This is a genomic window from Mesorhizobium sp. WSM4845 (assembly GCF_055811455.1).
Genome location: NZ_JBVVQA010000003.1, coordinates 137,308 through 162,449 on the forward strand (window position 1 = coordinate 137,308; position 25,142 = coordinate 162,449).

The 25,142-nt window shown below is 61.6% G+C and carries 24 protein-coding genes; 12 read left to right on the forward strand and 12 right to left on the reverse strand.

All coding sequences use genetic code 11. From position 1 onward, the window contains the following. Positions 1-83 precede the first annotated feature (83 nt). The 7 genes from AC0L2C_RS04870 (at position 84) to fae (ending at position 6,662) form a co-directional block, all read left to right on the forward strand. On the forward strand, positions 84-1,052 hold the full coding sequence (locus AC0L2C_RS04870) for a beta-ribofuranosylaminobenzene 5'-phosphate synthase family protein (RefSeq protein WP_287062180.1): 969 nt from the start codon (positions 84-86) through the stop codon (positions 1,050-1,052). A 41-nt stretch (positions 1,053-1,093) separates the two neighbouring features. Continuing rightward, the gene (locus tag AC0L2C_RS04875) at positions 1,094-1,987 is read left to right on the forward strand and encodes an NAD(P)-dependent methylenetetrahydromethanopterin dehydrogenase (protein ID WP_287062181.1); all 894 of its coding nucleotides are present in this window, start codon (positions 1,094-1,096) and stop codon (positions 1,985-1,987) included. Next, entirely contained in the window at positions 1,965-3,113 is a 1,149-nt protein-coding gene (locus tag AC0L2C_RS04880; RefSeq protein WP_473522851.1) for an ATP-grasp domain-containing protein, read from the forward strand. The genes AC0L2C_RS04875 and AC0L2C_RS04880 overlap by 23 nt, the downstream gene beginning before the upstream one ends. Further along, positions 3,110-4,066: a methenyltetrahydromethanopterin cyclohydrolase gene (mch, locus tag AC0L2C_RS04885; RefSeq protein ID WP_473522852.1), complete on the forward strand. Its 957-nt coding sequence runs from the start codon at positions 3,110-3,112 to the stop codon at positions 4,064-4,066. Before AC0L2C_RS04880 ends, mch begins: the two co-directional genes overlap by 4 nt. A gap of 86 nt (positions 4,067-4,152) precedes the next feature. Next, positions 4,153-5,121 carry an ATP-grasp domain-containing protein gene (locus AC0L2C_RS04890; RefSeq protein WP_287062185.1) on the forward strand — a complete coding sequence of 323 codons (969 nt, stop codon included), beginning with the start codon at positions 4,153-4,155 and terminating at the stop codon, positions 5,119-5,121. Further along, positions 5,118-5,987: a triphosphoribosyl-dephospho-CoA synthase gene (locus tag AC0L2C_RS04895; RefSeq protein WP_353830853.1), complete on the forward strand. Its 870-nt coding sequence runs from the start codon at positions 5,118-5,120 to the stop codon at positions 5,985-5,987. The genes AC0L2C_RS04890 and AC0L2C_RS04895 overlap by 4 nt, the downstream gene beginning before the upstream one ends. Before the next feature lie 168 nt (positions 5,988-6,155). Beyond that, positions 6,156-6,662, forward strand: a complete 507-nt coding sequence (gene fae, locus AC0L2C_RS04900; protein WP_023797737.1) for a formaldehyde-activating enzyme — start codon at positions 6,156-6,158, stop codon at positions 6,660-6,662. Positions 6,663-6,929: 267 nt separating this feature from the next. Here the strand turns inward: fae and AC0L2C_RS04905 are convergent, their stop codons facing one another. Beyond that, complete coding sequence (locus AC0L2C_RS04905; RefSeq protein ID WP_473522853.1) at positions 6,930-7,628, reverse strand: HisA/HisF-related TIM barrel protein; 699 nt, start codon at positions 7,626-7,628, stop codon at positions 6,930-6,932. A gap of 55 nt (positions 7,629-7,683) precedes the next feature. On the opposite strand from AC0L2C_RS04905, the gene AC0L2C_RS04910 reads away from it, so the two are divergent. Next, positions 7,684-8,718: a hydantoinase/oxoprolinase family protein gene (locus AC0L2C_RS04910; protein WP_473522854.1), complete on the forward strand. Its 1,035-nt coding sequence runs from the start codon at positions 7,684-7,686 to the stop codon at positions 8,716-8,718. A gap of 200 nt (positions 8,719-8,918) precedes the next feature. Here AC0L2C_RS04910 and AC0L2C_RS04915 read toward each other — a convergent pair whose 3' ends face one another. The 4 genes from AC0L2C_RS04915 to AC0L2C_RS04930 all read right to left on the reverse strand — a co-directional run bounded on the left by AC0L2C_RS04915 (position 8,919) and on the right by AC0L2C_RS04930 (position 12,158). Further along, on the reverse strand, positions 8,919-9,227 hold the full coding sequence (locus AC0L2C_RS04915; protein ID WP_091593897.1) for a twin-arginine translocation signal domain-containing protein: 309 nt from the start codon (positions 9,225-9,227) through the stop codon (positions 8,919-8,921). A gap of 36 nt (positions 9,228-9,263) precedes the next feature. Further along, positions 9,264-10,127: a ferritin-like domain-containing protein gene (locus AC0L2C_RS04920; RefSeq protein WP_473522855.1), complete on the reverse strand. Its 864-nt coding sequence runs from the start codon at positions 10,125-10,127 to the stop codon at positions 9,264-9,266. 158 nt (positions 10,128-10,285) lie between these two features. Then, positions 10,286-11,008, reverse strand: coding sequence for an RNA polymerase sigma factor (locus AC0L2C_RS04925; protein ID WP_473522856.1), 723 nt, complete (start codon positions 11,006-11,008; stop codon positions 10,286-10,288). A gap of 70 nt (positions 11,009-11,078) precedes the next feature. Beyond that, the gene (locus tag AC0L2C_RS04930) at positions 11,079-12,158 is read right to left on the reverse strand and encodes a mechanosensitive ion channel family protein (protein ID WP_473522857.1); all 1,080 of its coding nucleotides are present in this window, start codon (positions 12,156-12,158) and stop codon (positions 11,079-11,081) included. An 817-nt stretch (positions 12,159-12,975) separates the two neighbouring features. Between AC0L2C_RS04930 and AC0L2C_RS04935 the strand changes: the two genes are divergently transcribed. Together AC0L2C_RS04935 and AC0L2C_RS04940 are read left to right on the forward strand one after the other, a co-directional pair. Next, entirely contained in the window at positions 12,976-13,326 is a 351-nt protein-coding gene (locus AC0L2C_RS04935) for a YciI family protein (protein WP_023797731.1), read from the forward strand. A gap of 31 nt (positions 13,327-13,357) precedes the next feature. Continuing rightward, a complete protein-coding gene (locus AC0L2C_RS04940; RefSeq protein WP_287242582.1) occupies positions 13,358-14,632 on the forward strand; it encodes an RNA polymerase sigma factor in 1,275 nt (424 codons plus the stop codon). 349 nt (positions 14,633-14,981) lie between these two features. Here the strand turns inward: AC0L2C_RS04940 and AC0L2C_RS04945 are convergent, their stop codons facing one another. The 7 genes from AC0L2C_RS04945 to AC0L2C_RS04975 all read right to left on the reverse strand — a co-directional run bounded on the left by AC0L2C_RS04945 (position 14,982) and on the right by AC0L2C_RS04975 (position 22,682). Continuing rightward, on the reverse strand, positions 14,982-15,410 hold the full coding sequence (locus AC0L2C_RS04945) for a YybH family protein (RefSeq protein ID WP_473522858.1): 429 nt from the start codon (positions 15,408-15,410) through the stop codon (positions 14,982-14,984). 461 nt (positions 15,411-15,871) lie between these two features. Continuing rightward, on the reverse strand, positions 15,872-17,524 hold the full coding sequence (locus AC0L2C_RS04950) for an ABC transporter ATP-binding protein (RefSeq protein ID WP_023797727.1): 1,653 nt from the start codon (positions 17,522-17,524) through the stop codon (positions 15,872-15,874). Then, positions 17,514-18,398, reverse strand: coding sequence for an ABC transporter permease (locus AC0L2C_RS04955; RefSeq protein WP_023797726.1), 885 nt, complete (start codon positions 18,396-18,398; stop codon positions 17,514-17,516). The genes AC0L2C_RS04950 and AC0L2C_RS04955 overlap by 11 nt, the downstream gene beginning before the upstream one ends. Further along, complete coding sequence (locus AC0L2C_RS04960) at positions 18,395-19,441, reverse strand: ABC transporter permease (RefSeq protein WP_023797725.1); 1,047 nt, start codon at positions 19,439-19,441, stop codon at positions 18,395-18,397. The genes AC0L2C_RS04955 and AC0L2C_RS04960 overlap by 4 nt, the downstream gene beginning before the upstream one ends. Positions 19,442-19,513: 72 nt before the next feature. Then, a complete protein-coding gene (locus tag AC0L2C_RS04965; protein WP_287062202.1) occupies positions 19,514-21,121 on the reverse strand; it encodes an ABC transporter substrate-binding protein in 1,608 nt (535 codons plus the stop codon). Positions 21,122-21,233: 112 nt separating this feature from the next. Beyond that, positions 21,234-21,587: a Rieske (2Fe-2S) protein gene (locus AC0L2C_RS04970; RefSeq protein WP_023797723.1), complete on the reverse strand. Its 354-nt coding sequence runs from the start codon at positions 21,585-21,587 to the stop codon at positions 21,234-21,236. Positions 21,588-21,599: 12 nt separating this feature from the next. Then, positions 21,600-22,682, reverse strand: a complete 1,083-nt coding sequence (locus tag AC0L2C_RS04975) for an amidohydrolase family protein (protein ID WP_031254382.1) — start codon at positions 22,680-22,682, stop codon at positions 21,600-21,602. 134 nt (positions 22,683-22,816) lie between these two features. On the opposite strand from AC0L2C_RS04975, the gene AC0L2C_RS04980 reads away from it, so the two are divergent. Next, entirely contained in the window at positions 22,817-23,674 is an 858-nt protein-coding gene (locus AC0L2C_RS04980; RefSeq protein WP_128166462.1) for a LysR family transcriptional regulator, read from the forward strand. Between the two features lie 89 nt (positions 23,675-23,763). Beyond that, positions 23,764-24,846, forward strand: coding sequence for an FAD-binding oxidoreductase (locus AC0L2C_RS04985; RefSeq protein ID WP_287237883.1), 1,083 nt, complete (start codon positions 23,764-23,766; stop codon positions 24,844-24,846). Positions 24,847-25,142 lie beyond the last annotated feature (296 nt).

Below are 25,142 nucleotides of genomic sequence, written 5' to 3' on the forward strand. Positions count from 1 at the left end.
TGCCCCTTCGACGAAAACAGCTATCATGGCGACGGGCACCTAAACTTCCATGATGCGTCTATGATGCACCCATCGGGGGGTAGATGTCGAATTCTGTTACCTTACAAGTGCCCGCCCGCCTGCATCTTGGCTTCCTCGATCTCAACGGCGATACCGGGCGTCGCTTTGGCAGCGTCGGGCTGCCGCTGAGCGAACCCGAAACCGTCGTCACCCTGTCACGGTCCAGCGAGACCATCGTCGAAGGCGCCGAAAGCCGTCGCGCCGGCGAACATCTGGCGACGCTCTGCAGCCATCTCGGCATTCGCGGTCAGCACCGTCTGGTGGTCGAACAGTCGATCCCGAGCCATGCCGGCCTGGGCTCCGGCACGCAGATCGCCCTTGCCGTCGCCGCGGCGCTGCGCACGCTCCACAAACTGCCTCTCGATATCGGCAGCGATGCGACCCTGCTCGATCGCGGCGGACGATCCGGCATCGGCATCGCCAGCTTCGAAAACGGTGGCGTCATTGTCGACGCCGGCAAGGACGACAGCGGCAGGCCGCCGCCGGTCGTGGCGCGACTGCCGTTCCCGGAAGAGTGGCGCGTCATCCTGATCCTCGACCATGGCGGGCATGGACTGCATGGCGATGCCGAGATCGCGGCGTTTCGTTCGCTGCCGCCCTTCCCGGCCTCCGGCAGCGGTGAGATCTGCCGGCGGGTGCTGATGGGCATCATGCCGGCTCTTGTCGAGCACGACCTGCCAGCCTTCGGCGCCGCCGTCGCCGCGATCCAGATGCTGATCGGCACCCATTTCGCCCCGGCGCAAGGCGGCGTGTTCACCTCCAGGCGGGTCGAGAGTGTTGCCCACGCTCTCAACGAAGCAGGCGCGGTCGGCATCGGCCAGAGTTCGTGGGGGCCGACAGGGTTTGCCTTCGCCTCATCGCAAGACGCTGCAGTCAGCTTCGTCAGTGCGGTTCAGCAGGCAGTTGAAGACGGCGTCGAGATCAGGATCGTCAAGGGCAGGAATTCCGGCGCGAAGATCAGTTCGACCAGACTTGATCTCGTCGGCAGCTGACGGCTGGCCAACACGATCAGGTTCAAGAAGAAAGGCGAGAAATGGCCCGCAAACACATCCTGCACATGCTGACGCCGTTGAAGCATATGAGCCCTTTCGACGTGAATATGGCGCTCGATGCAGGTTTCGACGCCGTCGTCCCCTATGTCGATGTAAGCCTGGCAGAGGTGACAGGCCTCGTGCAGGACGCGATCTTTTCGCGCCCGCCCGATGCGGGCGTCGACACCGGCATTTTTATCGCCGGCAAGGACGCCTCGCTGGCGCTCGACATGTTCGACGCAGCGCGAAAAGCGATGGTGCCGCCTTTCCAGGTTTCGGTATTCGCCGATCCGGCCGGCTCGTTCACCACGGCCGCGGCGATGGTGGCCAAGGTCGAAAAAGCGCTGGAGAAGAAATTCGAGCGCGGGCTGAAAGATACCAGGATCGCTGTTTTCGGCGCCACCGGCGTCGTCGGGTTCTGCACCGCCGTCATCGCCGCCAGGGAAGGCGCCCGGGTCACGCTTGTCGGCCATGACGGCATCGAAAGGGTCAAGCAGATCGCGGCCGAGATCAAAAGCCGGTTCAACATCGCCGTCGATGCGGCCGACGGATCGAGCGACGGCCGCAAGACGAAGCTGGTCGAGGCGAGCGAGGTGATCCTGGCGTGCGCCAAGGCCGGCGTCCAGGTGGTCTCGAAAGCCCAGTTGAAAGGCGACGGCCTGCTCATTGCCGCCGACGTCAATGCGGTCCCGCCGGCCGGCATCGAAGGCGTGGCCGTCGATGCCAATGGCGATCCGCTCGAAGCGGCAAAAGCTGTCGGCATTGGTCCGCTCGCCATCGGCAACGTGAAATACAAGGTCGAATTCGGCCTCTTCAAAAGAATGATCGAATCCGAAAAAACCATCACCCTCGATTTTCAGGAAGCATTTTCCCTTGCACGCGAGACTGCCAAATAACGCCGGATCTCTGCTGATCGCGGCGATTTCAGGCCGGGCGCTGGCTGCCGCTGCGCGCCGCGCCGGCTATCGTCCGCTGGTCGCCGATTTCTTTTGCGATACCGACACGGTCGCGCTTGCCGAGCGCGCGACGATGCTGCCGGGCGACCTGCAAGGCGGCATCGACGGCCTGCGCATCATCGAGACGCTTCGGCAACTGGCCGGAGACGACCAGCCGGTCGCCATTGTCCTGGGCTCGGGCTTCGAGCGGATGACGGAGACCGTCGACGAGATCGCGCGCCATTTTCCGCTCGCCGGCAACAGCGGCGTCGCGATCCGCAGGATCAAGGACCCCCAATTGCTGGCAGTCGATTGCGCCGAACTCGGCATCCCGCATCCGGAATTCCGATGGGACCCGCCGCCCGATCCGGAGAACTGGGTGGTCAAGACAGCGGGCGGCGCCGGCGGCGCGCATATCAGACGGGCCGCTGGAGAAACCCCGATATTACAGTGTCAGGCTCCTGGCGGCCGCTATTTCCAGCGTTTCATTGCCGGCCGCAGTGTCTCGGCCCTGTTCGTCAGCGACGGCCAAAGCGCTGACATCGTCGGCTTCAGCCAACAATGGGCGTCGCCTGCCCCGGCAGCGCCCTATCGCTATGGCGGCGCCGTGCGGTTGAGGCGCTTCGATCGCAGACGGGCGGCGATGATCCGCGGCTGGCTTTCAGGTCTGGCGCGTCGCGCCGGCCTGGTTGGATTGTGCAGCGCCGATCTCATTCGCGGGCCGGATGGCTACAAGCTCATCGAGATCAATCCGCGGCCCGGCGCCACGCTCGACATTTTCGACGATGCCGACGCGCCATTGATCGAAGCGCATCTGCGCGCCGCGGCGGGCAAGAAATACCGTCTGCCGCGCTTCGTCGATTCGATGGCATCGATGGTGACCTATGCGGCGGCGCCGATCGCCCGCTTTCCATCGATTGCCTGGCCTGAATGGACTGCCGACCATCAGTCGCCCGGCACCCGACTGATCGCCGGCGATCCGGTCTGCACCATCTTCGCGCGCGGTCCGAGCGCCGATCTGACCAGGCGGCTGATCAAGGGACAAGCCAGCCGATTGCAACACCAATGGGAAGGAGACCGGACATGAAAGACGGTTCGGCATTCCTCAACGACAATGCGCAGCGCATCATCGACGGCATGATCGGCGACGCCGAACGCCTGCGTATCGGCGTTTCCACCGGGCCATTGGGCGAGTGCCTGATCGACGCCGGCGCCAAGGCCGCCGGCGGCGTCGAGGCCGGGCTGCGCATGGCGGAAGCCGCGATGGGCGGCCTCGGCAGCATTTCGGTGTGCATGGACCGTGCGTCGCCAAAATGGCCGTTCACCATCGAAGTGCGGTCGTCGCAGCCGGTGCTTGCCTGCCTGGGCAGCCAGTATGCGGGCTGGAACCTGTCGAGCCAGGATTATTTTGCCATGGGATCGGGACCGGCGCGGGCGCTCGCCCCCGTCGAACCGCTGTTCGAAACACTCTCCTATCGCGACACCGCGTCGTCCGCCGTGCTGATCCTGGAGACGGCAAAACCGCCGCCCCAGGCGATCGTCGAGAAGGTCGGCAGGGCAACCGGACTGGCACCCGAAAAGCTCACCTTCCTCTATGCGCCGACACAAAGCCTGGCGGGCGGCGTGCAGATCGTTGCGCGCGCGCTCGAGGTTGCCCTGCACAAGACCAACGATCTCAAATTTCCGCTGGAGAACGTTGTCGACGGCATCGGCACGGCGCCCATCCCCGCCCCGCATCCGGATTTTCTGACCGCCATGGGCAGAACCAACGACGCCATCATCTATGGCGGCAGCGTCCAGCTCTTCGTAAAAGGCTCGGCGAAAGACGCCAGCGAACTCGCGGAGCGATTGCCGAGCCGCGCCTCGCGCGACCACGGCCACCCCTTCGCCGAAGTCTTCAAGCGGTTCAAGGGAGATTTCTATGCCATCGATCCGCTGCTGTTCAGCCCGGCCGAAGTGATCGTCACGGCGATCGAGACCGGCGATACGTTCCGCGCCGGCGAGCGTGATCTGCAGATGCTCGAACGGAGCCTCGGTTAGACCATGGCGCTGCAATGGATCGGTCTGTCATCCGCCTGCCGGGGCATTCGTTCCGGCTTTCCGTATACCGGTATCCAAGGCGTGACATGATCCCTCGCATCCTGATCGTCAGCGACGTCTCGGACGCCCGCTCCAAGGGCCTGGCGGCAAGGCTGGAGCGGCGCGGCGCCGTGGTCGCAACCGTGCCGCTGGCGGCGATCGCGTTCGACACCGGCAGCCCGAGCGGACTGTCGATCCCCGGTTTCGACGGCGCGCTGCCCGACGCCGTGCTGGTCCGTTCGATCGCCGCCGGATCGTTCGAAGCGGTCACCCGGCGTCTCGGCGTGCTGCACGCATTCGGCAAGCTTTCCATTCCGGTATGGAATTCCGCGCAGGCGATAGAACGCTGCGTCGACAAGTCGATGACCACCTTCCTGTTGAAGAATGCCGGCCTGCCGACGCCGTCGACATTCGCGGTCGAGGGTCTTGCCATGGCCGAAGCGGTCGCCAGACGCGAACTGCCGTCCACGTCGCTGGTGCTAAAACCGCTTTTCGGCGCCCAGGGCCGCGGCATCCGGCTGATCGAAACACTGTCCGACCTCCCCGCCGACGAAGAGGTGGACGGCGTATACTATCTCCAGCATTACGTGCCGCGACCCGGCCCGCCTTTCCGCGATTTTCGCGTTTTCGTCTGCGCCGGCGAGGTTTTGGCGATGATGAGCCGCCGCGGCGACGACTGGATCACCAACGTCAATCGCGGGGCGGTGCCCGAACTGGTTTCGGGGCAGCTTTCGCTGCATGGCGAAACCGAACTGGCGGCGCTGGCAAGGGCCGCCGCCGCCGCTATGTCAGCGGATTTCGCCGGCGTCGATATCGTGCCGGCGGCCGACGGCAAGCTGTTGGTGCTGGAGGTCAACAGCATGCCCGCCTGGTCCGGGCTTCAATCGGTGGTCGCGGTCAACATCGCCGATGCGATTGCCGACGCCCTGCTGAAATTCCTGGCTGATCGCCCAGCTGATCGCGCAGAGGCGGCGGCGGCGCGACCCTACCGCCTCACCGCGCCGGCGAATTCGTGACCGACGGCATGGCGCTTTCGCGAGAACGCCTCCGGGCTGCCTACAAGGACGCCTGCCGGATGGAGATCGAGGCGCTGAAACCGGGCAACGTCCATCTGTTCGCCGACGGGCACGGCATGTCCGCTGCCCAGTTCATGACCAGCGCCGAGGTCTCGTCCGTCCCGCTGACCGATTCTCGCCTGCCGGTCGGACAGCGCATGCTGGAAGCGGTCCGCGCGACACGCCAGGCGGTCGCGACCAATACCAATCTCGGTATCATCCTTCTGGCAGGGCCTCTGCTATGCGCCGCCGAAATGGCGGGCGCTCGAGTCCACGACAATCGACTGCACGACAATCTCGACGAGGTGCTGCGCGCGATGAGCATGGACGATACCAGGGCGGTGTTCGAGGCGATCGTCGCCGCCGCGCCGGGCGGCCTCGGAGAGGCGGCGAACGATGTGCGGCAGGAGCCGAAGGTTCATCTGCTCGAAGCCATGCGGGAGGCGGCCGAACGCGACATGATCGCCCGCCAGTATGTTACCGGTTTCGGCGACGTGTTCGGCGTCGGGCTTGCCGCTCTGCAGGCCGCCTTGGCGCGCGGCGAAGGCGGCATGTGGCCAACGGTGTTCGCCTATATGGCGTTTCTCGCCGGCTTCCCTGACAGTCATGTGGTGCGCAACCATGGCGCTGAAGTCGCAAATCAGGCGCGGCAAGAAGCTCTTGCCGTTGAAGCGGCGCTGCATGGCAATGACGACGAGACGTCACGCATTCGTCTGCTCATGGAGCTCGACCGCCGGCTGAAAGCGGACAACGTCAACCCCGGCACCTCGGCCGACCTGACCGTGGCTACTCTTTTAGTCCACACCCTCGGCGTTCAGCTTGCATAATCGCAACGTTGGTGGTTGACTTTCAGGAGCGGAAGCTGGGCTTCCGCGGCTATCCAGCCAACCGGTCCGGATCCCCGGGCGCTGCCAACAAGGATAGCTGTCCATCGAGCGCTCGCTCGGTTTGCGGCGTCTTTGGACACCATAACTGTGTCTTGGAGGAAAATTGGCATGGCAAAGATCTCGAAAGTAATGGTCGGTGAATCGCTCGTAGGAGACGGCAACGAAGTGGCGCATGTCGACCTGCTCATCGGCCCACGGGGGAGCGCAGTCGAAACAGCATTTTGCAACGCGCTGACCAACAACAAGGACGGCTTTACCTCCCTTTTGGCGGTGATCGCGCCCAATCTTCAGTGCAAGCCCAACACCGTGATGTTCAACAAGGTCACGATCAAGGGCGCCAAGCAGGCCGTGCAGATGTTCGGCCCGGCCCAGCATGCGGTCGCAAAGGCCGTGCAGGACAGCGTCGCCGATGGGACCATTCCTGCCAATGAGGCGGACGACCTGTTCATCTGCGTCGGCGTTTTCATCCATTGGGACGCCGCCGACGACGCCAAGATCCAGAAGTACAATTACGAAGCGACGAAGGAAGCCATCCAACGCGCCGTTGCAGGAACGCCGACGGCCGCCGAAGCCACGGATAAGCGGGACCAGGTGAAGCATCCGTTCGCGGCTTAGACAAGAGACAGCCCCGCACAGGCAAAACCCTCCGCGGAGCCGGATGGTCTGTTGCGTCGCCTGAAAAAGCTTCTGGGCCTTTAGAGCACCGGACCAAAAACTGCCCTCGGGCCTGATCCGAGGGTTGAGAACCGGTATTTGGGAATCCGATGCTCCAGCAAAGAGATAGAGCGGCGAGACGATCGACTTGACGGCCCGCCGCTCTACAAGGCCCTGTTTCCGCGGCCGAAGTTCGAGGCCACACGAATGTCAGGTGCCCAGCGTTTGTCAGGTGACAAGCGCTGCGAGGTGCCCCGGCGTGAGCGTGCCGTCATGCAGCGAGGTCGCAACCAGCGCCGCGGCGATACCGAGTGACGAAAGGGCGCGAATGTCAGCCTCGTTGCGCACCCCGCCGGCCGCGATGACGGAGCGGCTTTCAGCCTTCGCCTTGATCGCCTCGAGCCGCGTGAAATCGGGACCGGAGGCGGAACCGACCTTGGCCAATGTCATGACGATCAGCTTTTGCGGCCAAAGCGCCGGCTCGTCGAGAAATGATGCCGGACCGCGAAACCCATCGTCGAAGAAATCCAGCGACAGGATAAGCTCCGGATGAGCGCAAAAACGCCGCAACAGCGCGTCGTCCTGCTGCGATTCGGAACCCAGGACCGGGCAAAGCCAGGGCTCGGCAAGTGCTGCCGAGAGGGTATTCTCATCGGCGAAACCGGCGTCGACCCAAAGCTCCGGCGGCTCCGCCATCGCCTTCAGCCGGGCAAGCGCGCCACTGTTTGGCGTTCCGCCTTCGATGGCATCGAGATCGGCGATATAGAAGGTCGGAAAGGGGTAAAGCCGGCGCAGGCCTTCAGCGACCGCGATGACGTCGGAAGTTTGGCTGAGCGGCGTGACGATCGGCCTGTAGCGATCGCGTTTTCCTTGCTGGGCGCGCACCACTTCGCCGCCTTTCAGGTCGAGAACCGGGATGATACGCAACGTTCTTTTTCTCGCTGACCAACTGCCCTGACCAACCGTGATGAAAGCTTGAAGCGTGGAAAAAAGAAAGAGGATCGTTGCCGGCTTCGATGTTGGCGGCGCCCATCTGAAGGTGACGCGTGCGCAAGACGGCCGCATCGTCGAGGCAGTAACGATCGCCACGCCGCTTTGGCTAGGGCTCCATACCTTGACCTCGGCATTCGAGGAAACGGCTCCGATCTATGCGGGCGCCGATCTCAACGCATTCACCATGACCGGCGAACTGGCGGACATCTTTCCCTCCCGCGACGCCGGTGTCGCGGCCCTGCTGGATGAGATTTCAGCGCGGGTCCCAGGCGAAAACCTGATCTATGCCGGACCGTCCGGCTTTGTCGGGGTCGAGCAGGCAGCGCGGCTGAGCGCCGATGTCGCCTCCGCCAACTGGCATGCGACAGCGTCGTTGGTGGCAAAGCTCGCCGGCGATGCCCTGTTCGTCGACATGGGCTCGACCACCACCGACATTATCGCCATTAGAAATGGCGCCGTCGCCAATGACGGCTACACCGATGCCGGACGGCTGCTGAGCGGCGAACTGGTCTACACCGGCTTCACCAGGACGTTCCTGTTCGGTGTCGCCTCGTCGGCCCCCGTCCGCGGCAGGCTGACACCGCTGATGAACGAGTATTTCGCCTCGATCGCCGACGCGCACCGGATCCTGGGGGTGCTCGACGAGAAGGACGACAGGCACGCTTCCGCTGACGGCAAGGAAAAGACGATCGATGGCTCGATCGCGCGGCTGGCGCGCATGATCGGGCGCGACGCCACCGAGCTGACCCTGCCGGAATGGCATGAAATCGCGCGCTGGTTCAGCGAACAGCAATTGCGCAAGATCCACGACGCAGCGTCTCTGGTTGCCGGGTGCCTTGCCCGGGATGCGCCGATCGTCGGCGCCGGGACCGGCCGCTGGCAGATCAGGCGGCTGGCCGAACGCATGGAACGCCGCTTCGTCGATTTCGCCGAGATCATCCCCGCAGATGACACCGTTCGCGGCGAAGCCAGCATCGTCGCGCCCGCGTCAGCGGTGGCGCTGCTGGCGGGATCTCAATTGTAGGTGCTGTATCATGGCCATCCAATCAATCGGATCGATGAGATATTTCCCCCGGCTCGAAAGATCCCGACCCGTACCAGCGCAGGTCGCAACAGGGTGGAAGGTTCGCGTTCGGCACCCGCTCGGCGCATGTCCGGTTCGCGCCCCATGACGTCGCGTTGCTCCCGCCCGAGACATAAGGCGGGAGACCGCAATTTGTTGCATCAAGCCGGCAGCGGCTCGTGAAAACGGCACCAGCCATTTGGGCTGATTGCACCGGCAACGATCTCGCACCCGTTTGGCTCTCGGAAGTGAGTACACCCACCGCAGCGTCGGCCACGATTTGGGGTGTCCTGGTACAGCGCCAGCGCCTTGGTTGTCTTTCCGGCTGCCATCGGTCCAGTCATACAGGCTGAAAGGCCGCCGGCGCTGGCAATCGCCGCACCGGTCACAGAGACTTTCAGGAAATTGCGGCGAGACAGCGCTCGGCTTGAAGCTGCCGATCCGTGGTTCACATCATCATCTTTACTCATGGTCTTTCTCCAAGAGCAGCCCTCGTCGCAGTGCGCTCAGGTGCTCTTGAGCGTGCCGTTCATCCCTTCCGGATAGAAGCCGCCCTTGCTCACTCCGTCCTTGTCGGTGAGGTAGACGATCCGGAGCACCTCCTGCGGCGTTCTGGTGAACGCGATCGCATCGGGCGTCGACGGAACGATGTTGGCTTTTCCGTCCACCTGGATTCCCTGGTCCTTGTCTTTCGATCCGTCGATCTTGTCGCGGGCGTCGGAAACGGCGTTGGCGACCTTCCAGGCTTCCTCTCCCTTCCGGTATAGCGTCGATCGCGCCATGCCCATGTGGTAGGCCTCGACCGCCAGGATGCCTGCGGCGGCGGCGAGGAAGTCCTTGTTTTTCAGAACTGTCGCCGCCCCGGCATATGCGGTGACGCCGACATCCTCGAACAACATCCCGCCGAGAACGAAGTTCGTTTCGTTGCCGAAGGGGTCAAAGTCCGACCCGAGGCCCGCCGCTTCCGCGACGGCCTTGAAACCGGCATCGAAATCGATCGCCGGCCGGTCAACAGCGTCCGTTCCAAGCGTCTTGCGGTAGAAGCGGACGTGCGCGAGTTCATTTTCGGCGACTTCCTGCATGAATTCGCCGATGGCCGGCGTCTCGAAGGAGACTTGCTTGCCGCCAACGACGTCGCCGGGTTTCGAACCAACATCGGCTGCGTCGATGCCCATTCCGGTGGTGCCGCGGAGGTAGTATTCAGCCTCCATATATTCGAGGTTGAGCGCAAAGCGGAAAATGTCCTCGTCCGATATGTCCTGTGCCAATACCGGAGAAGACCGTGCGATTCCGCCGAGTGCCGCTCCGGCACCGAGTACGACAAGTCCCTGAAGCGACTGACGCCGGGATAGGTGAAGTGCGCCCTGCATGGCGGTCTCCTATGTTTGTTGATTCAACGCCGCTGTCAGCACCGCGGCGCCGAGTGCATTTGCCTGATGATTAGATGGTCCGGGCCGCCAAAATATTCCCGCGTCCCGCTACAACATCCCCGCGAAAGGAGCCGGCGTAATCTCGGCGTGAACGGCGTCTACGTGCGCTCAGTCGCCGTGTTCAACGGATGAGTATCCTTTCGAACCAGGCGGATTGCGAGCCGGTCAAAGACTGATTGCGCGAGGCGGTCACAACGGACGCCAGCGAAGAGAAACGTATCCGTGAACACGGTGGCGAGCTTGTCCCGCAGCGCCTCGCGGAGCAGCCGGCGTGCGCGATAAAGACGGGTGCTCACCGTCTGAGGTCGCAATGCCAAGAGAAAAGCAGTTTCCTCAATGCTCATTTCCTCGACGTCTCGCATGACAAAGACGATGCGAAAGGGCTCTGGCAAGCCACCGACGGCTCGCTCCAGGAGGCTGCGGATTTCAGCGAGAGCGGCCGCCTCTTCGGGATCAGGCTTGTGGGCGCTGAACGGAGCGACCATGCCCTCGATGGCTTTCACGTCGACGGTGGGCCGCCTTTTCCGGCGGCGTCCCAGCGCCTCGTTCAGCGCGATCCGGGTGAGCCAGGTCGACAGCTGCGCCTCCGCGCGGAATTCGGCCAGATGGGTGAAGGCGTGGATATAGGTCTCCTGAAGTACGTCCTCGGCCTCGGTGTCGTCGTTCAGGACGGCGCGGGCGACCCGGTAAAGCCGCTGATTGTGACGCTTGATGATTAACCAGAATGCGGCGGGGTCACGCTGTCGCGCGTGTTCAACCAGCCCCGCGTCGTCAAGGTCCTCGATCCTCACTGCCTCGGTGGATCCGGTCGGCTTCATCATAGGCGCTCCAGATGCATCAGCCTGCCGCGATGCGGGCGGGGTGGCTCCGCGCGGCGTGGCCTGAGGAAGTTCACCTCAAATTGCTCTTCGGAAACAGCACGCGATCGGGTTTTGCATTCATTCGCGCCAGCATTTCCTTGATCAAGCGTGTTTTGGTGCGCCCCGCTTCCTTCGGCGGCACGAGGTAACGCACGATGGCCTCGAGCCAGGTGTTTTCACCCACGCGAAAATGAACCGCGGGATGCTCCCTCACTTCGAGTTCGTCCACCGGCGTTTGCGACAGGATGTGCTTATAGACCTTCACCTTCTGGCTCATGATGTCGCCGATCTGCTCGTCGACGACCTCTCTCATGGTTTTCGCTACGAATTCCAGATCGCTTTCATAAGCGAGCTGAAACTTGATTTCGTTCCAGACATAGGGAAACAGCGGCCAGGAATAGTTGAAGACCGGCGTGTCAAACACGGTGGAGTTCGGAAACTTGATGACGCGTCCGCTCGGATGATCGGTCCAAAGATGTTCGCCGCCAAATTCCCATAATGTCGTGTCGAGATAGCTGACATCAATGACATCGCCATGGGCATCGCCGATGCGAATGCGGTCGCCAACGCGATAAGGCGCCCTGGCCAAAATATAAATCCACGCGATGAAACTGGAGATCGGCATTTGCAGCGCAAAGCCGAGAATCAGTGAAATCAGGCCGAGTGAAACAACCGCAGTGTACCAGTTCACAAATAAGACTGAAATGGCCACGAAGACGATGGCGACGACGACGACTAATCGAAAAATACGTTGCAAGTTGAAGCGCGAAACACGATTGGGAATTCGGCCAATGAGAAAGACTTCGATAACATTCGCAACGGTCAGCATAACGAAAATGAGAAGGCCGCCCCTGACGTAGTTCAGCACGCGAACGCGCAAAGGCGCGTCAAGCCATTCTAAGCGCCAATTGATCAGGACTTGGATGCCAAAAAGCAGCAAGGCAGCGGCAGCGAAACCAACCGTCCACCAGACGTCTTCCTTGCGTAGGCTGAAGCGGAATTTTTCCTCGGGCTTTTTCGCCTTCTGTTCCATAGTTTTTGGGTCAGCAGTCTGTTGCGCGGCCCGTTCGAGTCGGGAAAGGTTCTCCTGTTTCTTGGCGCGCGGTTCCATGGGTTCACCTCCCGATGTGGCCATCAACACCCAGCCAGTGCCTTCTCGTTCCTCGACGGCGGCATTCCGGCAAACGACCCAACGTCAGTCGCTGACTGGCTCCCTGCCGGTCCCCGACAGCTGGCCTTCATTCCGGCGGGCCCGTCTTTGGTGAGATAGGGCGGCAAGCACGTCGCCACCATATTCGGCAAGTGCCTTATAGCCCAATCCGAAATTAAGTTGAGTTTGGTATCAGCAGCTCCCCGATAGCTCACCGGTAGAGATCTCGACTGTTCATCAAGCGGCCGTTGGTTCGAATGCAACTCAGCCTTCATCGGCCGGCGCGTTTCTTGCGTGAGGCGGACTTCGCTCCTGCGGCGGGATCATGCCGGCGGATAGCCGCCAATCCATTGGATTGCACGTCTTGACTCGAGCCCATCACAACGACTGAGCGAAAGGCGGGATTCGGGATCGAGCTGAGCGTCGACGAACGGCTGAGATTAGGCGCGTTGCTGCCATTCGCAACGCCGAGAATGAAGGTCTCGAATGGGTCAGAACCGGCCGTTAAATTGACGGACGTCCAACGGCGGAAGTCGACCCCTTGGCGGAAGTTAGTACCAGCCTCCTAGGCGCCAAAATAACGCGGCAACGGAACTCACGACGTTGGAGTTTGATGGGGTTGGCCAATCGACCCTGTTCACTCGCCCATCGTCTTTAGAGCCCGGGCGTGATTTTATTCAAAGCGCATGTCGATCCGCCGGGGGCTGGTTCGTCGACTTATTTGCGAGACTGTTCAGCGGCCACCACGTCCGCGGCTCGCCTCAGGAGGAGTTCTCAAATGCGCTTCATGTCGTTCGTCACTTCCGCCCACGCCGGACCGCCAACGGCGGAACTCATCGAGGCGATGAACAAGCTCGCCGACCGGGAAATCAAGGCCGGCCGCATGGTCGACATGGGCGGGCTCACGCCGGTCGCGATGGGCGCGCAGGTGCGCATCGCCGAGGGGAAGCTCAGCGTCATCGACGGTCCGTTCGTCGAGGCGAAGGAGGTCATCGGGGGCTACGCAATCATGGAGTTCCGGAACAAGGAAGAGGCTGTGGCGTCGGCGGTCGAGTTCATGCAGCTCCACAAGGATTTCATGCCGGATTGGGAGGGCACGTGCGAGGTCCGCGCGTTTGCCGGCCCTTGAGGCGAGGTTCCTGCAGACGGCGTCGGCGGCCATGACGGTCGCCGACGCCCATCGCACGATCCTCGCCGTGTGGCGGATCGAGCAGCCCCGGCTGATCACCAGTCTGGCGAGGATGCTGCGCGATGTGCCGTTGGCCGAGGATTTGACGCAGGAAGCCCTGCTGGCGGCCCTTGAGCGGTGGCCGGCCACAGGCGTTCCGGAAAAACCCGGCGCCTGGCTGATGGCGACCGCCAAGCGCCGGGCCCTGGATCATCTGCGCCGCAGCCGGATGCTCGAGCGCAAGCACGACATTATCGCCTGGGACATGGAGGAGGAGCAGCAGGCAATGCCCGACCTCGACTCGGCCCTGGACGACGACATAGGCGATGAACTACTTCGGCTCATCTTCACCGCCTGTCACCCGCGACTATCGCGCGAGGCGCGCGCGGCGCTGGCACTGCGGATGATCTGCGGCCTGACAACCGAGGAGATCGCCAGGGCCTTCCTGTTGCCGGAGGCGACGATCGCCCAGCGCATCGTGCGGGCGAAGCGAACTCTTTCGGAATCGGGGCTGGCCTACGAGACCCCAAGCGGCGAGGAGCTCTCAAAGCGGCTCTCCTCGGTGCTGGAGGTCGTCTACCTCGTCTTCAACGAAGGCTACACCGCGGCGAGCGGCGAGGACTGGCTGCGCCCCCAACTCTGCAATGAAGCGCTTCGCATGGGCCGCGTGCTCACCTCCATCGTGCCGCACGAGCCCGAAGCCTATGGACTGCTCGCTCTGATGGAGCTGAACGCCTCGCGCACGGCGGCTCGTACTGACGCCGCGGGCGAGCCAATCCTCATGCTGGACCAGAACCGCGCATTCTGGGACCAGCTCCAGATCCGGCGCGGGATGCAGGCGCTCGGGCGAGCGCGCGAATTAGGCGGAGCGGGCGGCATTTACGCCCTACAGGCAGCGATTATCGCCTGCCACGCCCAGGCGAGGACGGCAAGTGATACCGACTGGTCGCGCATCGCCGGACTATATGCGGAGCTGGTGGCTGTCGTGCGCTCGCCAATCATCGACCTCAACCGCGCGGTTGCCGTCGGCATGGCCGAGGGCCCAGAAGTGGCGCTGGTGATCGTGGACCGCCTTTCGCGCGAGCCGGCGCTCAAAGGCTATCACCTGCTGCCGAGCGTTCGCGGCGACCTGCTCCGCAAACTCGGCCGCTACGAGGAGGCGCGCGCCGCGTTCGAAGCAGCCGCGGCGCTGGCGGGCAACAGGCGGGAACATGCCCTGTTGAGGCGGCGCGCCGCCGAGGCGGCCGACGCAGCGATGTCATCATAATCCCTGATCAGACAAGGACATGATCGACCCAGGATCGACTGCTTCCGGGGTTTTGTCATTTTCCTGCAAGGTCTGACTTGGATATCGCGGAACGTCCGCTGTCCCACCCGGCCCGAACTTCCAAGGTGAAACGGCAGCTTAGGGTCAGAACCGCTGGTTGCGCTCAATGTGCGATTTTGGGAACGGATATAGGCTCCCGAACGCTTCTGACATTCAGCCTCTAAGCCGCAAGTCCGCCAATGGCCGCAAGGCTGACTGTCAGCAACGCGCCGCCAAATCGACCGTTCACCTACGAACCCTTGCCGCGTGAAAGCCGACATCCCTGTTGAGGACGTTAGGCGTTCCGGAACTACGGCAAGAGATCCGTCACAGCGCGCCCACTTCCGTCCATTGCCATAGGGAAGCTGGCATGTTCGTGGATGATTTTCCAAGAACCGGCGATGCGCCTTAGCACGATGGTTCGCCGGCTCCAGGAGTCGACCTTTGTGCCATCGGTCTTAATGCCAGTCATGCGCGACAGCCCGAAGGCCACTGCAAGATCGCCGTCGATCATGAGTTGCGGGTCAGCCATGTGAACGGTGACGCCGTTGCGCCAAGTTGCAAACCAAGCATTTATCCCTTCGATGTCGCGTGCCTGTTCGCCTCGATAGGCAAGCGGCGGCGGCAGATCGAAAACCACGACATCCGGGTCCATGGCATCGAGGTTGGCGCGGGCGTCCCCCTTGGCAGTTGCGTCTTCCTGGCCCCGGATGACAGACAAGACTTCCTTTTCAGACATATCGTTGCTCCTTCATTTTCTGGAACGACGAGGCCGGGGCGATCAATCCGACATCGACACCATTCGTAACAAATATGGCCGGTCCTAGCTGCTGTTGCATCGTGGCATCATCGGGGCTCTAGTGGCCCACCACGAGTGCCAATACGACTAAGAGCCCGACCAGCAAGATGGCTGGTCGAACGACATCAACCGCGTTGGGTTGGGGCATGGCGGGTGGCGTCTTTAGTTCCAGCCGAGTTACCAACGCGGCATGAGACTTTCGATCATTGGCTTCACTGGTGCACCGGCAGCATGCCGCGTGGTTCACGAGTTAGCCGGCGTGGATCGCCTCACTTCGACCCTTGAGATGGCCGTTGCTACTGCCTGAAAGCAGACATTGTTGCGACCATTCTGGACGTCGCCGTTGCGGCATAACCGACGTTCGCGCGAGAACTGGAGCCAAGCGGTCAATACGTTGGGATTCAGTTCGCCGCGCCGACCCGCTTGCGCTCCCGGGTTTCCAGCAGCTTCGTCAGCCAGTCTGGATCCATCTCCGGCACGGAGGAGAGAAGCAGTTCGGTATACGGAGCATGCGGCGGCGTCAGGATTTCGGTCTTGAGCCCCTGCTCGACGACTTTGCCTTGATGCATGACGACAATTTCGTCTGCGATTGCCCGCACCGTCGCGATGTCGTGCGTGATGAAAATGTAGCTGACTCCGAATTCTTGTTGGAGCCGCATAAGAAGCTTCAGGATCTCTTCCTGTACGATCTGGTCGAGGGCCGAGGTCACCTCGTCGCAGATGATGAGCTCCGGATTAGCAGCCAGCGCCCGGGCAATGCAGATGCGCTGCTTCTGACCGCCCGAGAGTTCGCCCGGCAAACGGTCGAGGAAGCTTTCGTCCATCTCGATCATGTGCATGAGTTCGCCAACGCGGCGGTCGCACGCCGCCCCTTTGAGGCCGAGATAGAACTCGAGTGGCCGGGAGATGACCTCCTCGACGGTCTGACGCGGATTGAGCGCGTTGTCAGGCATCTGATAGATCATCTGGATGCGGCGCAGAATGTCTTTGGGCCTCTCTTTCAGTGTTCTTGGCAAACGATGCCCCGCAAATGAGATCGAGCCCGAGACCGGCGGCAGCAGGCCGGTGATGACGCGGGCGAGCGTTGATTTACCGGAACCAGATTCACCGACGACCGCTACCGTCCGTCCGCGCGGCACCTTGATCGATACATCCTGCAGAACCTTGACTTTCCCTGCGTAGGCGGCGGTGATGTTATCGATCGTCAGCAGATGGTCCGCGGCCGGCACTTCGGGTTTGGCTAGCTTTCGCACCGCCCAGAGCGTCCTCGTATAGTCTTCGGCCGGCGCCGCAAGCATCTGGCGTGTTTCGGCCTCCTCCACAGTACGGCCATGGCGCAGAACCATGATCCGGTCCGCCATCTGCGCAACCACCGCCAGATCATGCGTGACGTAGATCGCGGCAGTGTTGAACTCTTCGACAATCTTGCGGATCGAGGCGAGGACCTCCACCTGTGTGGTCACGTCGAGCGCCGTCGTCGGCTCGTCGAAGATGATCAGGTCGGGCCGGCAGGCCATCGCCATCGCGGTCATTGCCCGCTGCAACTGCCCTCCGGAGACCTGGTGAGGATAGCGGAAGCCGATGCTGTCCGGATCCGGCAGGTGAAGACGCCGGTAAAGTTCGATGGCATCCCGATTCGCTGCCTCGCGACTGGCGATCCCGTGCGCCACGACCGTTTCGACGGTCTGATCGAGGAGCCGGTGGGCCGGGTTGAAGGAGGCGGCCGCGCTTTGCGCGACATAGGCGATGCGCGAGCCTCGGAGCCGCCGCCGTGCGGTTTCGCTCATGGCGAGGAGGTCGATCCCGTCGAACAGGATCGATCCTTGCGTTATCCGGCAACCTGGCTTGGCATATCCCATCGCGGCAAGCCCAATGGTGGATTTTCCGGCGCCGGACTCGCCTATGAGGCCGAGAACCTCACCGCGCTTTAGCGAGAGATCCACACCGCGAACGATCGGGTGCCAGCGCTCGTCGGAAAACCCTTCGACGTGAAGGTCGCGAACGCTGAGGAGTTTCGTTCCCTTTTCGCGTGGGCCAGAATCCTTACTTTTCATCGCGCAACCCGCTTGTCGTGTGCAGGAACCAATCGACAACGAAATTCACAGAAACCGTGAGAAGGGCGATCGCGCCTGCCGGCAAGAGCGGAGTAATGTCGCCATAGGTGATGAGGGTGGCGTTTTCCCGCACCATCGAGCCCCAGTCGGCTGTCGGGGGCTGGATGCCGACGCCGAGAAAGGAGAGCGCGGCGATGGTGAGGAAAACGAAACAGAAGCGGAGACCGAATTCCGCGATCAGCGGCGGCAGCACGTTGGGCAGGATCTCCTTAGTCAGAATCCATCTCGGCCCTTCGCCACGCAGTTGCGCGGCTTCGACATATTCCATGACGGCAACATTCAGCCCGACCGCACGCGCCAGCCGAAATACGCGGGTTGAATCGAGCAGGGCGATGATGAGGATCAGGCTGGTGACCGAGGAACCGAAGATGGATAGCAACACCAGCGCGAAGATGAGGCTCGGGATCGACATCAGCACGTCTACCGCGCGTGACAAAATTTGGTCGAGCCAACCCCGGTACATCGCGGCCAGCAAGCCGAGAGTGACGCCGACCGCGAAGGACAGAAGCGTAGTCGCGAGAGCGATGCCGACCGTATTGCGCGCGCCATAGATCAGCCGGGTGAGCACGTCGCGGCCGAGTTGGTCGGTCCCGACGATGAATTCCTGGCTCCAGGGCGCGAAGGCTTCGCTGAAAACCTGCGTTTCTCCGTAGGGCGCTATCCAGGGCGCCGACAGCGCGACGAAGACATAGCCAAGGATGACCACGATGCCGAACCAGGCGCTGAAGGGAGCCTTTCTGAGTGCGGTTTTTACCCGCGAGGCGCGCGTGCGCCTTTGTCTCGGAACCGCCACGGCGTGTTCGATACTGGTCATCGCGGGTGCAAAAGCCTCGGATTGGTGGCGATGGAAATGATGTCGGCGGTCAGGTTGAGCAGGATGTAGGTTGCCGCGAAAATCAAGGCGCAGGCTTGCACGACCGGAACATCCCTCGACTTCACCGCATCGACCATCAATTGGCCGATGCCGGGATAGACGAACACCACCTCGACCACGACCACGCCGACGATGAGATAAGCGAGGTTGAAAGCAATTACCGTGACGATGGGCGCCCAGGCATTAGGCAGGGCGTGTCTGAGAACGATTGCCATTGGCGACATTCCCTTGAGCCGCGCCATGTCGATATAGGGGCTTGCCAGCATGTTGATAATCGCCGCTCGCGTCATACGCATCATATGGGCAACAATCACCAGCGTCAGGGTGATGGACGGCAGCGCTGCGCGCCAGACGTGCTCCCAGAACGGCGTTTGGTCGCTGATATTCGCCAGTGTCGGAAATTTGGGAACCAGGTTCAGGACCCAGTTGATCGAAGACGCGAGCCACTCGGGTAGGGATTGTGCAAATTCGGTTCCGATGAACGTGTCGCGCGAGATGATGAGATAGGCCAGCATATAGGCGACGAAGAATTCGGGGAACGAAATCGTCGTCAGCGTCACCGTGTTCACCACACGGTCGAACCAGCTGTTGCGATAGAGAGCGGCGAGAATGCCGAGTCCCAGCGCGAGAGGGACCGCTATAAGGGCGGTCATCACGGCGAGGAACATCGTGTTGTAGAGCCGGGGCGCAATGATCTCGGCGACCGTGCGCCGGTAGCCGGTGCGGCTTGCGAAGGAAGAGCCGAAATCCCCCTGCACGATCTGTCCGACCCAGGCGAAATAGCGCTCGACCGGCGGACGATCGATGCCGATCTCGCGCTGGAAGGCAGCGACCGTCTCGGGCGTCGCAGATTGACCAAGCATCGCCTTGGCGAAATCGCCCGGAAGCATGGCAATCGCCGAAAATATGATGATCGAGACGATAAAGAGCGTGATCAGGCCAAGGCCCAGGCGCTGCAGAACCGTTCTAACGACCGGGTTCATGGGCGGTACCTTCGAGCCTTTCCCCTGAAAACAGCGAACCGCCCGCGCCGCGGGCAGTTCGCCTGGCGAACGTCACGCGTTGGCTATCCACCAGCGCTCGGCCATCTTCAGTCCGTCATTCTCCCAGTTCGGCGCCACCTCGCCATGCGCCAGTTTCTTGGACTTGGCGCTGACAAAATTGTTGAAGACCAGGACGATGGCGCCGCCGTCGTCATGCGTCAACTGCTGCATTTCTGCATACATCGCGGAGCGCTTGGCCTCGTCGGTCTCGGCGCGTGCCTGGATCAGCAGTTCGTTAAAGCGAGGATTTTTCCAGAACGTGTCGTTCCAGCTGGAATCGGCCGAGTAGGCCTGCGTGAACATCCAGTCGGCCGTTGCACGACCGCTCCAATAGGAGGCGCACCACGGTTTCTTGAGCCAGACATTGTCCCAATAGGCGTCCTCGGCCTCGCGCACCACATTGACATCGATGCCGCATTGGGCCGCCGTCTCGCGGATGAGGGCGGCTGCGTCCACGGCGCCGGCGAAAGCGGCGTCGGCGACGGAAAGGTCGACCTTGAGATTTTCGATTCCCGCTTTTTTCAGATGGAAGCGCGCCTTTTCCGGATCGAACTTGTGCTGCGGCTCCGGATTGATGGCGAACTTGATTGCCGGTGCGATCGGGTTGTCATTTCCGACGGTTGCATGGCCAAGGAAGATCTTCTGCGCAATTTCCTCGCGATCGATGGCCCATTTCAACGCCATGCGCACATCGGGGTTGTCGAATGGCGCCACCGTCACGTTCATCGGCAGCGTGTAATGGCCGTATCCGGTGACCTCGAGGATTTCGATATTCGGCTTGCGCTTCAGCATACCGAGCGTTTTCAGGTCGGCGCGGCCGATATAATCCACCTCGCCGGTTGACAGCGCCGCCATACGCGCTGCGAGGTCCGTGATGGCGATAAACTCCACCTCGTCAAAATAGGGTTTGCCGTTCTTGAAGTAGTTGGGATTGCGCTTGAGCTTGGCCGAGACGCCGGGCTGAAAATTCTCAAGCACGAAGGCACCGGTCCGGACGCCCGATTCCCAGTCCGCCTTTCCGTCCTTGGCAGGCATGACGACAAGGTGATAGTCGCTCATGATGTAGGGAAAGTCTGCATTGCCGCTGTTTAGTTTAAAAACGATCGTTTCCGGACCGTCCGCCTTGATATTGGTCACCGATTCCAGCAGCGACTTCGCCGCCGATTTGGTGTCGACTCCCATGTGGTATTGCATCGAGGCGACCACGTCGTCCGCTGTTACGGTCTTGCCGTTGTGGAAGGTCGCACCTTTGCGCAGCTTGAAGACCCATGTCGTCGCGTCGTCCGAGGTCTCGAAGCTCTCGGCAAGATCCGGTTGGATGCTGCCTTTCGCGTCGACCTCGGTCAGGCTATTGGACATGGCACCCGAAAAGGCGGTTTGCGTGAAGGTGTCGAGATAGCCGGCCGGATCGATCGAATCCGTCGTCGCGCCATGTGCCATGCCGAGCTTGGCGAAGCCGCCCCGCTGCGGTTCGGCCCGCGCCACGGTCACGAAGAGCTTGTCGCCGGCGGCGACCGTCAGGCCGGCCGCCAGCCCGAGCTGGATGAAATCACGGCGCGAAACCTTGCCGCGGCCGATCAGGTTTTGCGCCAGGCGGAGATTATATTCAGATTCTGACACTGCTTCCTCCCATTGCGGATTTCCCGCATTCTTGTTGTTGGCATTATCGAGCAGATCTGGCGGATTCAGCCGATTTGCCTCCTTTCGATTTTCAGCGTTTTCGACACAAATCTTACGCCGTTACATAGATTTCACCAGCTTCCACCGTGACCGGGAATGTTCGGGCACGTACGCCCGGATCGACCAGGGCCGCACCGGTTTTTATGTCGAATTCCCAACCGTGCCAGGCGCAGCGCACAATCTCGTTCTCGCGGTGATAGATGAACTGCGCTTGGTCGACCGGCGCCGTGGTTCCGCATTGCGGTCCCTCGCAAAGCGGAGCGCCTCGGTGCGGACAAACGTTCAGCAAGGCATGGAATGAATCTCCGATGCGGAAAACCCCGACTGAAAGGCTGCGGATTTTGGCGATGTAGGGAGTTCCGGTCTCGATTTCGTCGACCCGGCAAATGTACGTTTTCTCAGCCATTGTCTGCTCCCGTCAGGCGGCATTAGCCGCTTGCGTGCGGGGAATGCGTTTATAGACCTCGAGCGCATTCAACCCCATGATCTTGCTCCTCCAGGCAGGCGGGATGTGCAGCGTGTTGGCATCGTCATAATCCCAATGCGGGTAGTCGGAGGCAAACATCAGCGTGTTCTCGCCGTCCATCGCTTCGAGAGTGGACCAGAGATGCTGTATGTTCGCGGGCTGCTCCAGCGGCTGCGTGGAAAAGCGGATATTGCGCCGGCAATACTCCGAGGGCAGCATCTTCAGCCACGGCGTTTCCTTGCGCAGCGCTTTGTAATCTGCGTCCAGACGCCATAATACCGATGGAACCCAGGCCACACCGCACTCGATGATCACGAAATACAGGTCCGGCCATTTTTCGAAAACGCCATGCGCGATCATGCTTGCCACATGCGACAAGGCCGACATGTGAAGAATAGCGTGCGTCTCCCAGAAGAAGGTCGTGGGAGCCGGTGCCACGGCGTTCCAGTTGATGCCGCCATGGCCGCCCAGGTGGATCGCGAATGGCAGCCCGACTTCGGCGCAAGCCTCGAAAATGGGATGGTAGAACGGATCACCGTAGGGTTTGACCGAGCCTTGGGAGGCCAGAACCTGCACCATACGCGGATGGTTGCCGAGGCGGCGGATCTCGGCTGCTGCGAGCTTCGGATCCTGCGGCGCGATGATGATGGAGCCCATAAAACGACTGTCTTTGGGAAGCCATTCGGCGATTTGGTAGTCGTTATAGGCGCTGACCAGTGCACTTGCGTAATAGGGATTGGCCAGCGTGGAGGCTTCGATCGGCTCGTCGCCGGTGAGGATAGCGGCTCCGACATTGTATTTGTCGAGGTGCTTTTCTTTCATGACGAGATAGTTGTCGGCCTCCGTCTCGGGCCTGACGTCCTTCCGGGAGAAATCCTGCGGGTGAAACCACGGACGGTGACCGTGGGGGAAGGCGCCTCTCGGACCAGTTTTTTCGCCTTCTGTGAACATGTCTTTCCAGACGCCGGAAAGATATGGCTCGAGCACCGTAGCGCTCGACCAGTAATTGTGACAATCGCAATCGACTATGAACACCCTAACCAACTCCCCTGGCGCGGCAGGCCGGCTAACCCAGCCGGCTTCTTCAACCGCAGCTTCCGCCTTGGGAATTATTTGATCAAGCTTGTGATCCGAGGTAATACGATCGGATTTTTCGATTGCGAGGCGACATGCAGCTGGATCACATTGAGACCTTTCTCGACATTATGGAGTCGCGAAATTTCAACCGTACGGCCGATCGCCTTGGGGTTACGCAGTCGACGGTCAGTACCCGCATCAGGAACCTAGAGCAGGCCATCGGTTCGGAGCTCTTCCTGAGGGGACGCGCCGGCGCCGAACCGACCGCGGCGGGGCGACGTTTCGAAGCCTATGCGCGCGCGATGCTGTCGACATGGTCTCAGGCCCGCCATGACGTTCGGGCATTCAACCGGTTCGAGGGCACCTTGCGCGTCGCTGCGCAGGTCGGGATGACGCGATCGATATTGCCGGGTTGGGTGGAAACTCTGTTCCAGGTGCTGCCGAAATCGTCAATTCACGTAGAGTCCGACTACTCGCCGCAGATGATTTCCGACTTGAGCTTGGGAAACCTCGATATTGCTGTGGTCTACGCGCCCCGATACCTCCCTGAAATCTCCTACGATCCTCTCATGGTTGAAGAATATGTGATGGTGTCTACGACGGCCAGGATCCTGTCGGAGGTCAACGCGGATACGTATATCCGGCCGGGCTACACGGTCGCGCTTGAAAAAGCCCACGCCGAGGCGCTGCCGCAATTGGCGATAGGCCGTCTTTCGATGGGCTCGGAAACGCTCGCCGAAGCGATGCTGCGGCGCATGGGTGGCACTTGCTATATGCGCAGTGACGATGCTCGGCGGTATACCGCCGAGCGGCCGTCTTTTGTGGTCGAGGGCGCGCCCGCGCTTCAGCAGCCGGTTCACACCGCTATTTTGGCGCGCCGCAAGCACGAGCCGATCATCCGTAGAGGGATTCGCGCGCTCCACCTGGCCGTTATGTCCATGGAAAGCTAGATCGAAATATCCGATTGTAAAGCCGACATCTGCCGCTTTTTTGAAAGTATCCCGGCTGCCATTCTGGTCGGGTCAAGCAGAGTCCAATCATGAACGCGCACGCTCCCTTTTCGGCCACCGATTTCGCTCCAGCGCTGCGTCAACGGCAATGGGCGGAGAGCTCAAGACAGTTCGTGCGCTGCCGGCGCGTCATCGATGAGACACACGACGTTAAGACATTCGTCTTTTCAGCTGCTTCTGGCCACATGTTCAGCTTTAGTGCAGGCCAGTATTTAGTCCTGAACCTGACAATCGACGGCGCCCGGGTAACGAGACCGTACTCGGTGTCGTCGCCGCCGACTCGACCGCTCGACCTGCAGATCACGGTGAAGCGGGTGAAGGGCGGGCTTGTTTCCAACTGGCTTCACGACAATCTCCGGCCGGGCCACAACATTGAAATCGAAGGGCCGGTCGGACGTTTCAACTTCGACGATCTACCATCCGAGAAGCCGCTTTTCCTTTCGGGCGGCAGCGGCATCACTCCCGTTATGTCGATGCTGCGGGCGTTAACCGACCGGGCATCTGGTCATGACATCCGTTTCATTCATTGCGCCCGGACGGCGGACGACATCGCCTTCCGCTCCGAGTTGGAGGCGCTCGCCGCGCGATTCTCCAATGTCGATGTAAGCTTCATCTGCAGCCAGGAAGGTTCGGCGTGGCAGGGCCCTTTCGGTCGCATCGACGGCCCCATGCTCTTGCGGCTGGCTCCGGACCTTCACCAGCGCACGTCTTACGTTTGCGGCCCCGAGCCGTTTATGCAGACGGTTCGGGCCTGTGTCGCGGGGATCGGCATCGCACCCTCCCAGTATCACGAGGAAAGTTTCGGCGGCGCCGTGGGCAATTCCATGGCTCCTCAATCGGCTGCCGCTGGCCCGACTTGTGTCCGTTTCGCCCGGTCTGGCGTGGAGCACCTGTGTGCGCCTGGAGAGACTCTGCTCGATGCGGCGCGCAATAGCGGCCTCTACATCCCTACCGCATGCCAGCAGGGCATTTGCGGAACCTGTCGGACGGTCAAGCTCTCAGGTGACGTCGTGATCGACGACCTTGGAGGACTCAGCCTTGAAGAGAAGGCGGCTGGTTATGTGCTGGCTTGCTGCAGCCGGCCGCTAGGCACCGTTTGCCTCGATCTCTGACCTCATTGCGAATTGATGGCCAAGCCCGGCGCTGGGGCATGCCAGTGGCTCACATGATTGGATAAACGGCGCGCGCACTCATGAGTCGGTTCCGGCAACCTGCGCTTGGCCGCTGGATCCTTTGAATGCCGGCTTTCGGGCGGCATCGTGCGGCGGGAATGGTCGGATCGGGGTCAGATCACGTTCGGTACCCGCGGGGGGCTGAAGGGCCGCTTCTTATAATCCGAGCCTCAAAGCTGCCAGTCAGCATTCGTGCCCATTCCGGTCATCGTGCATACCGGGCTCAATGACCGCAA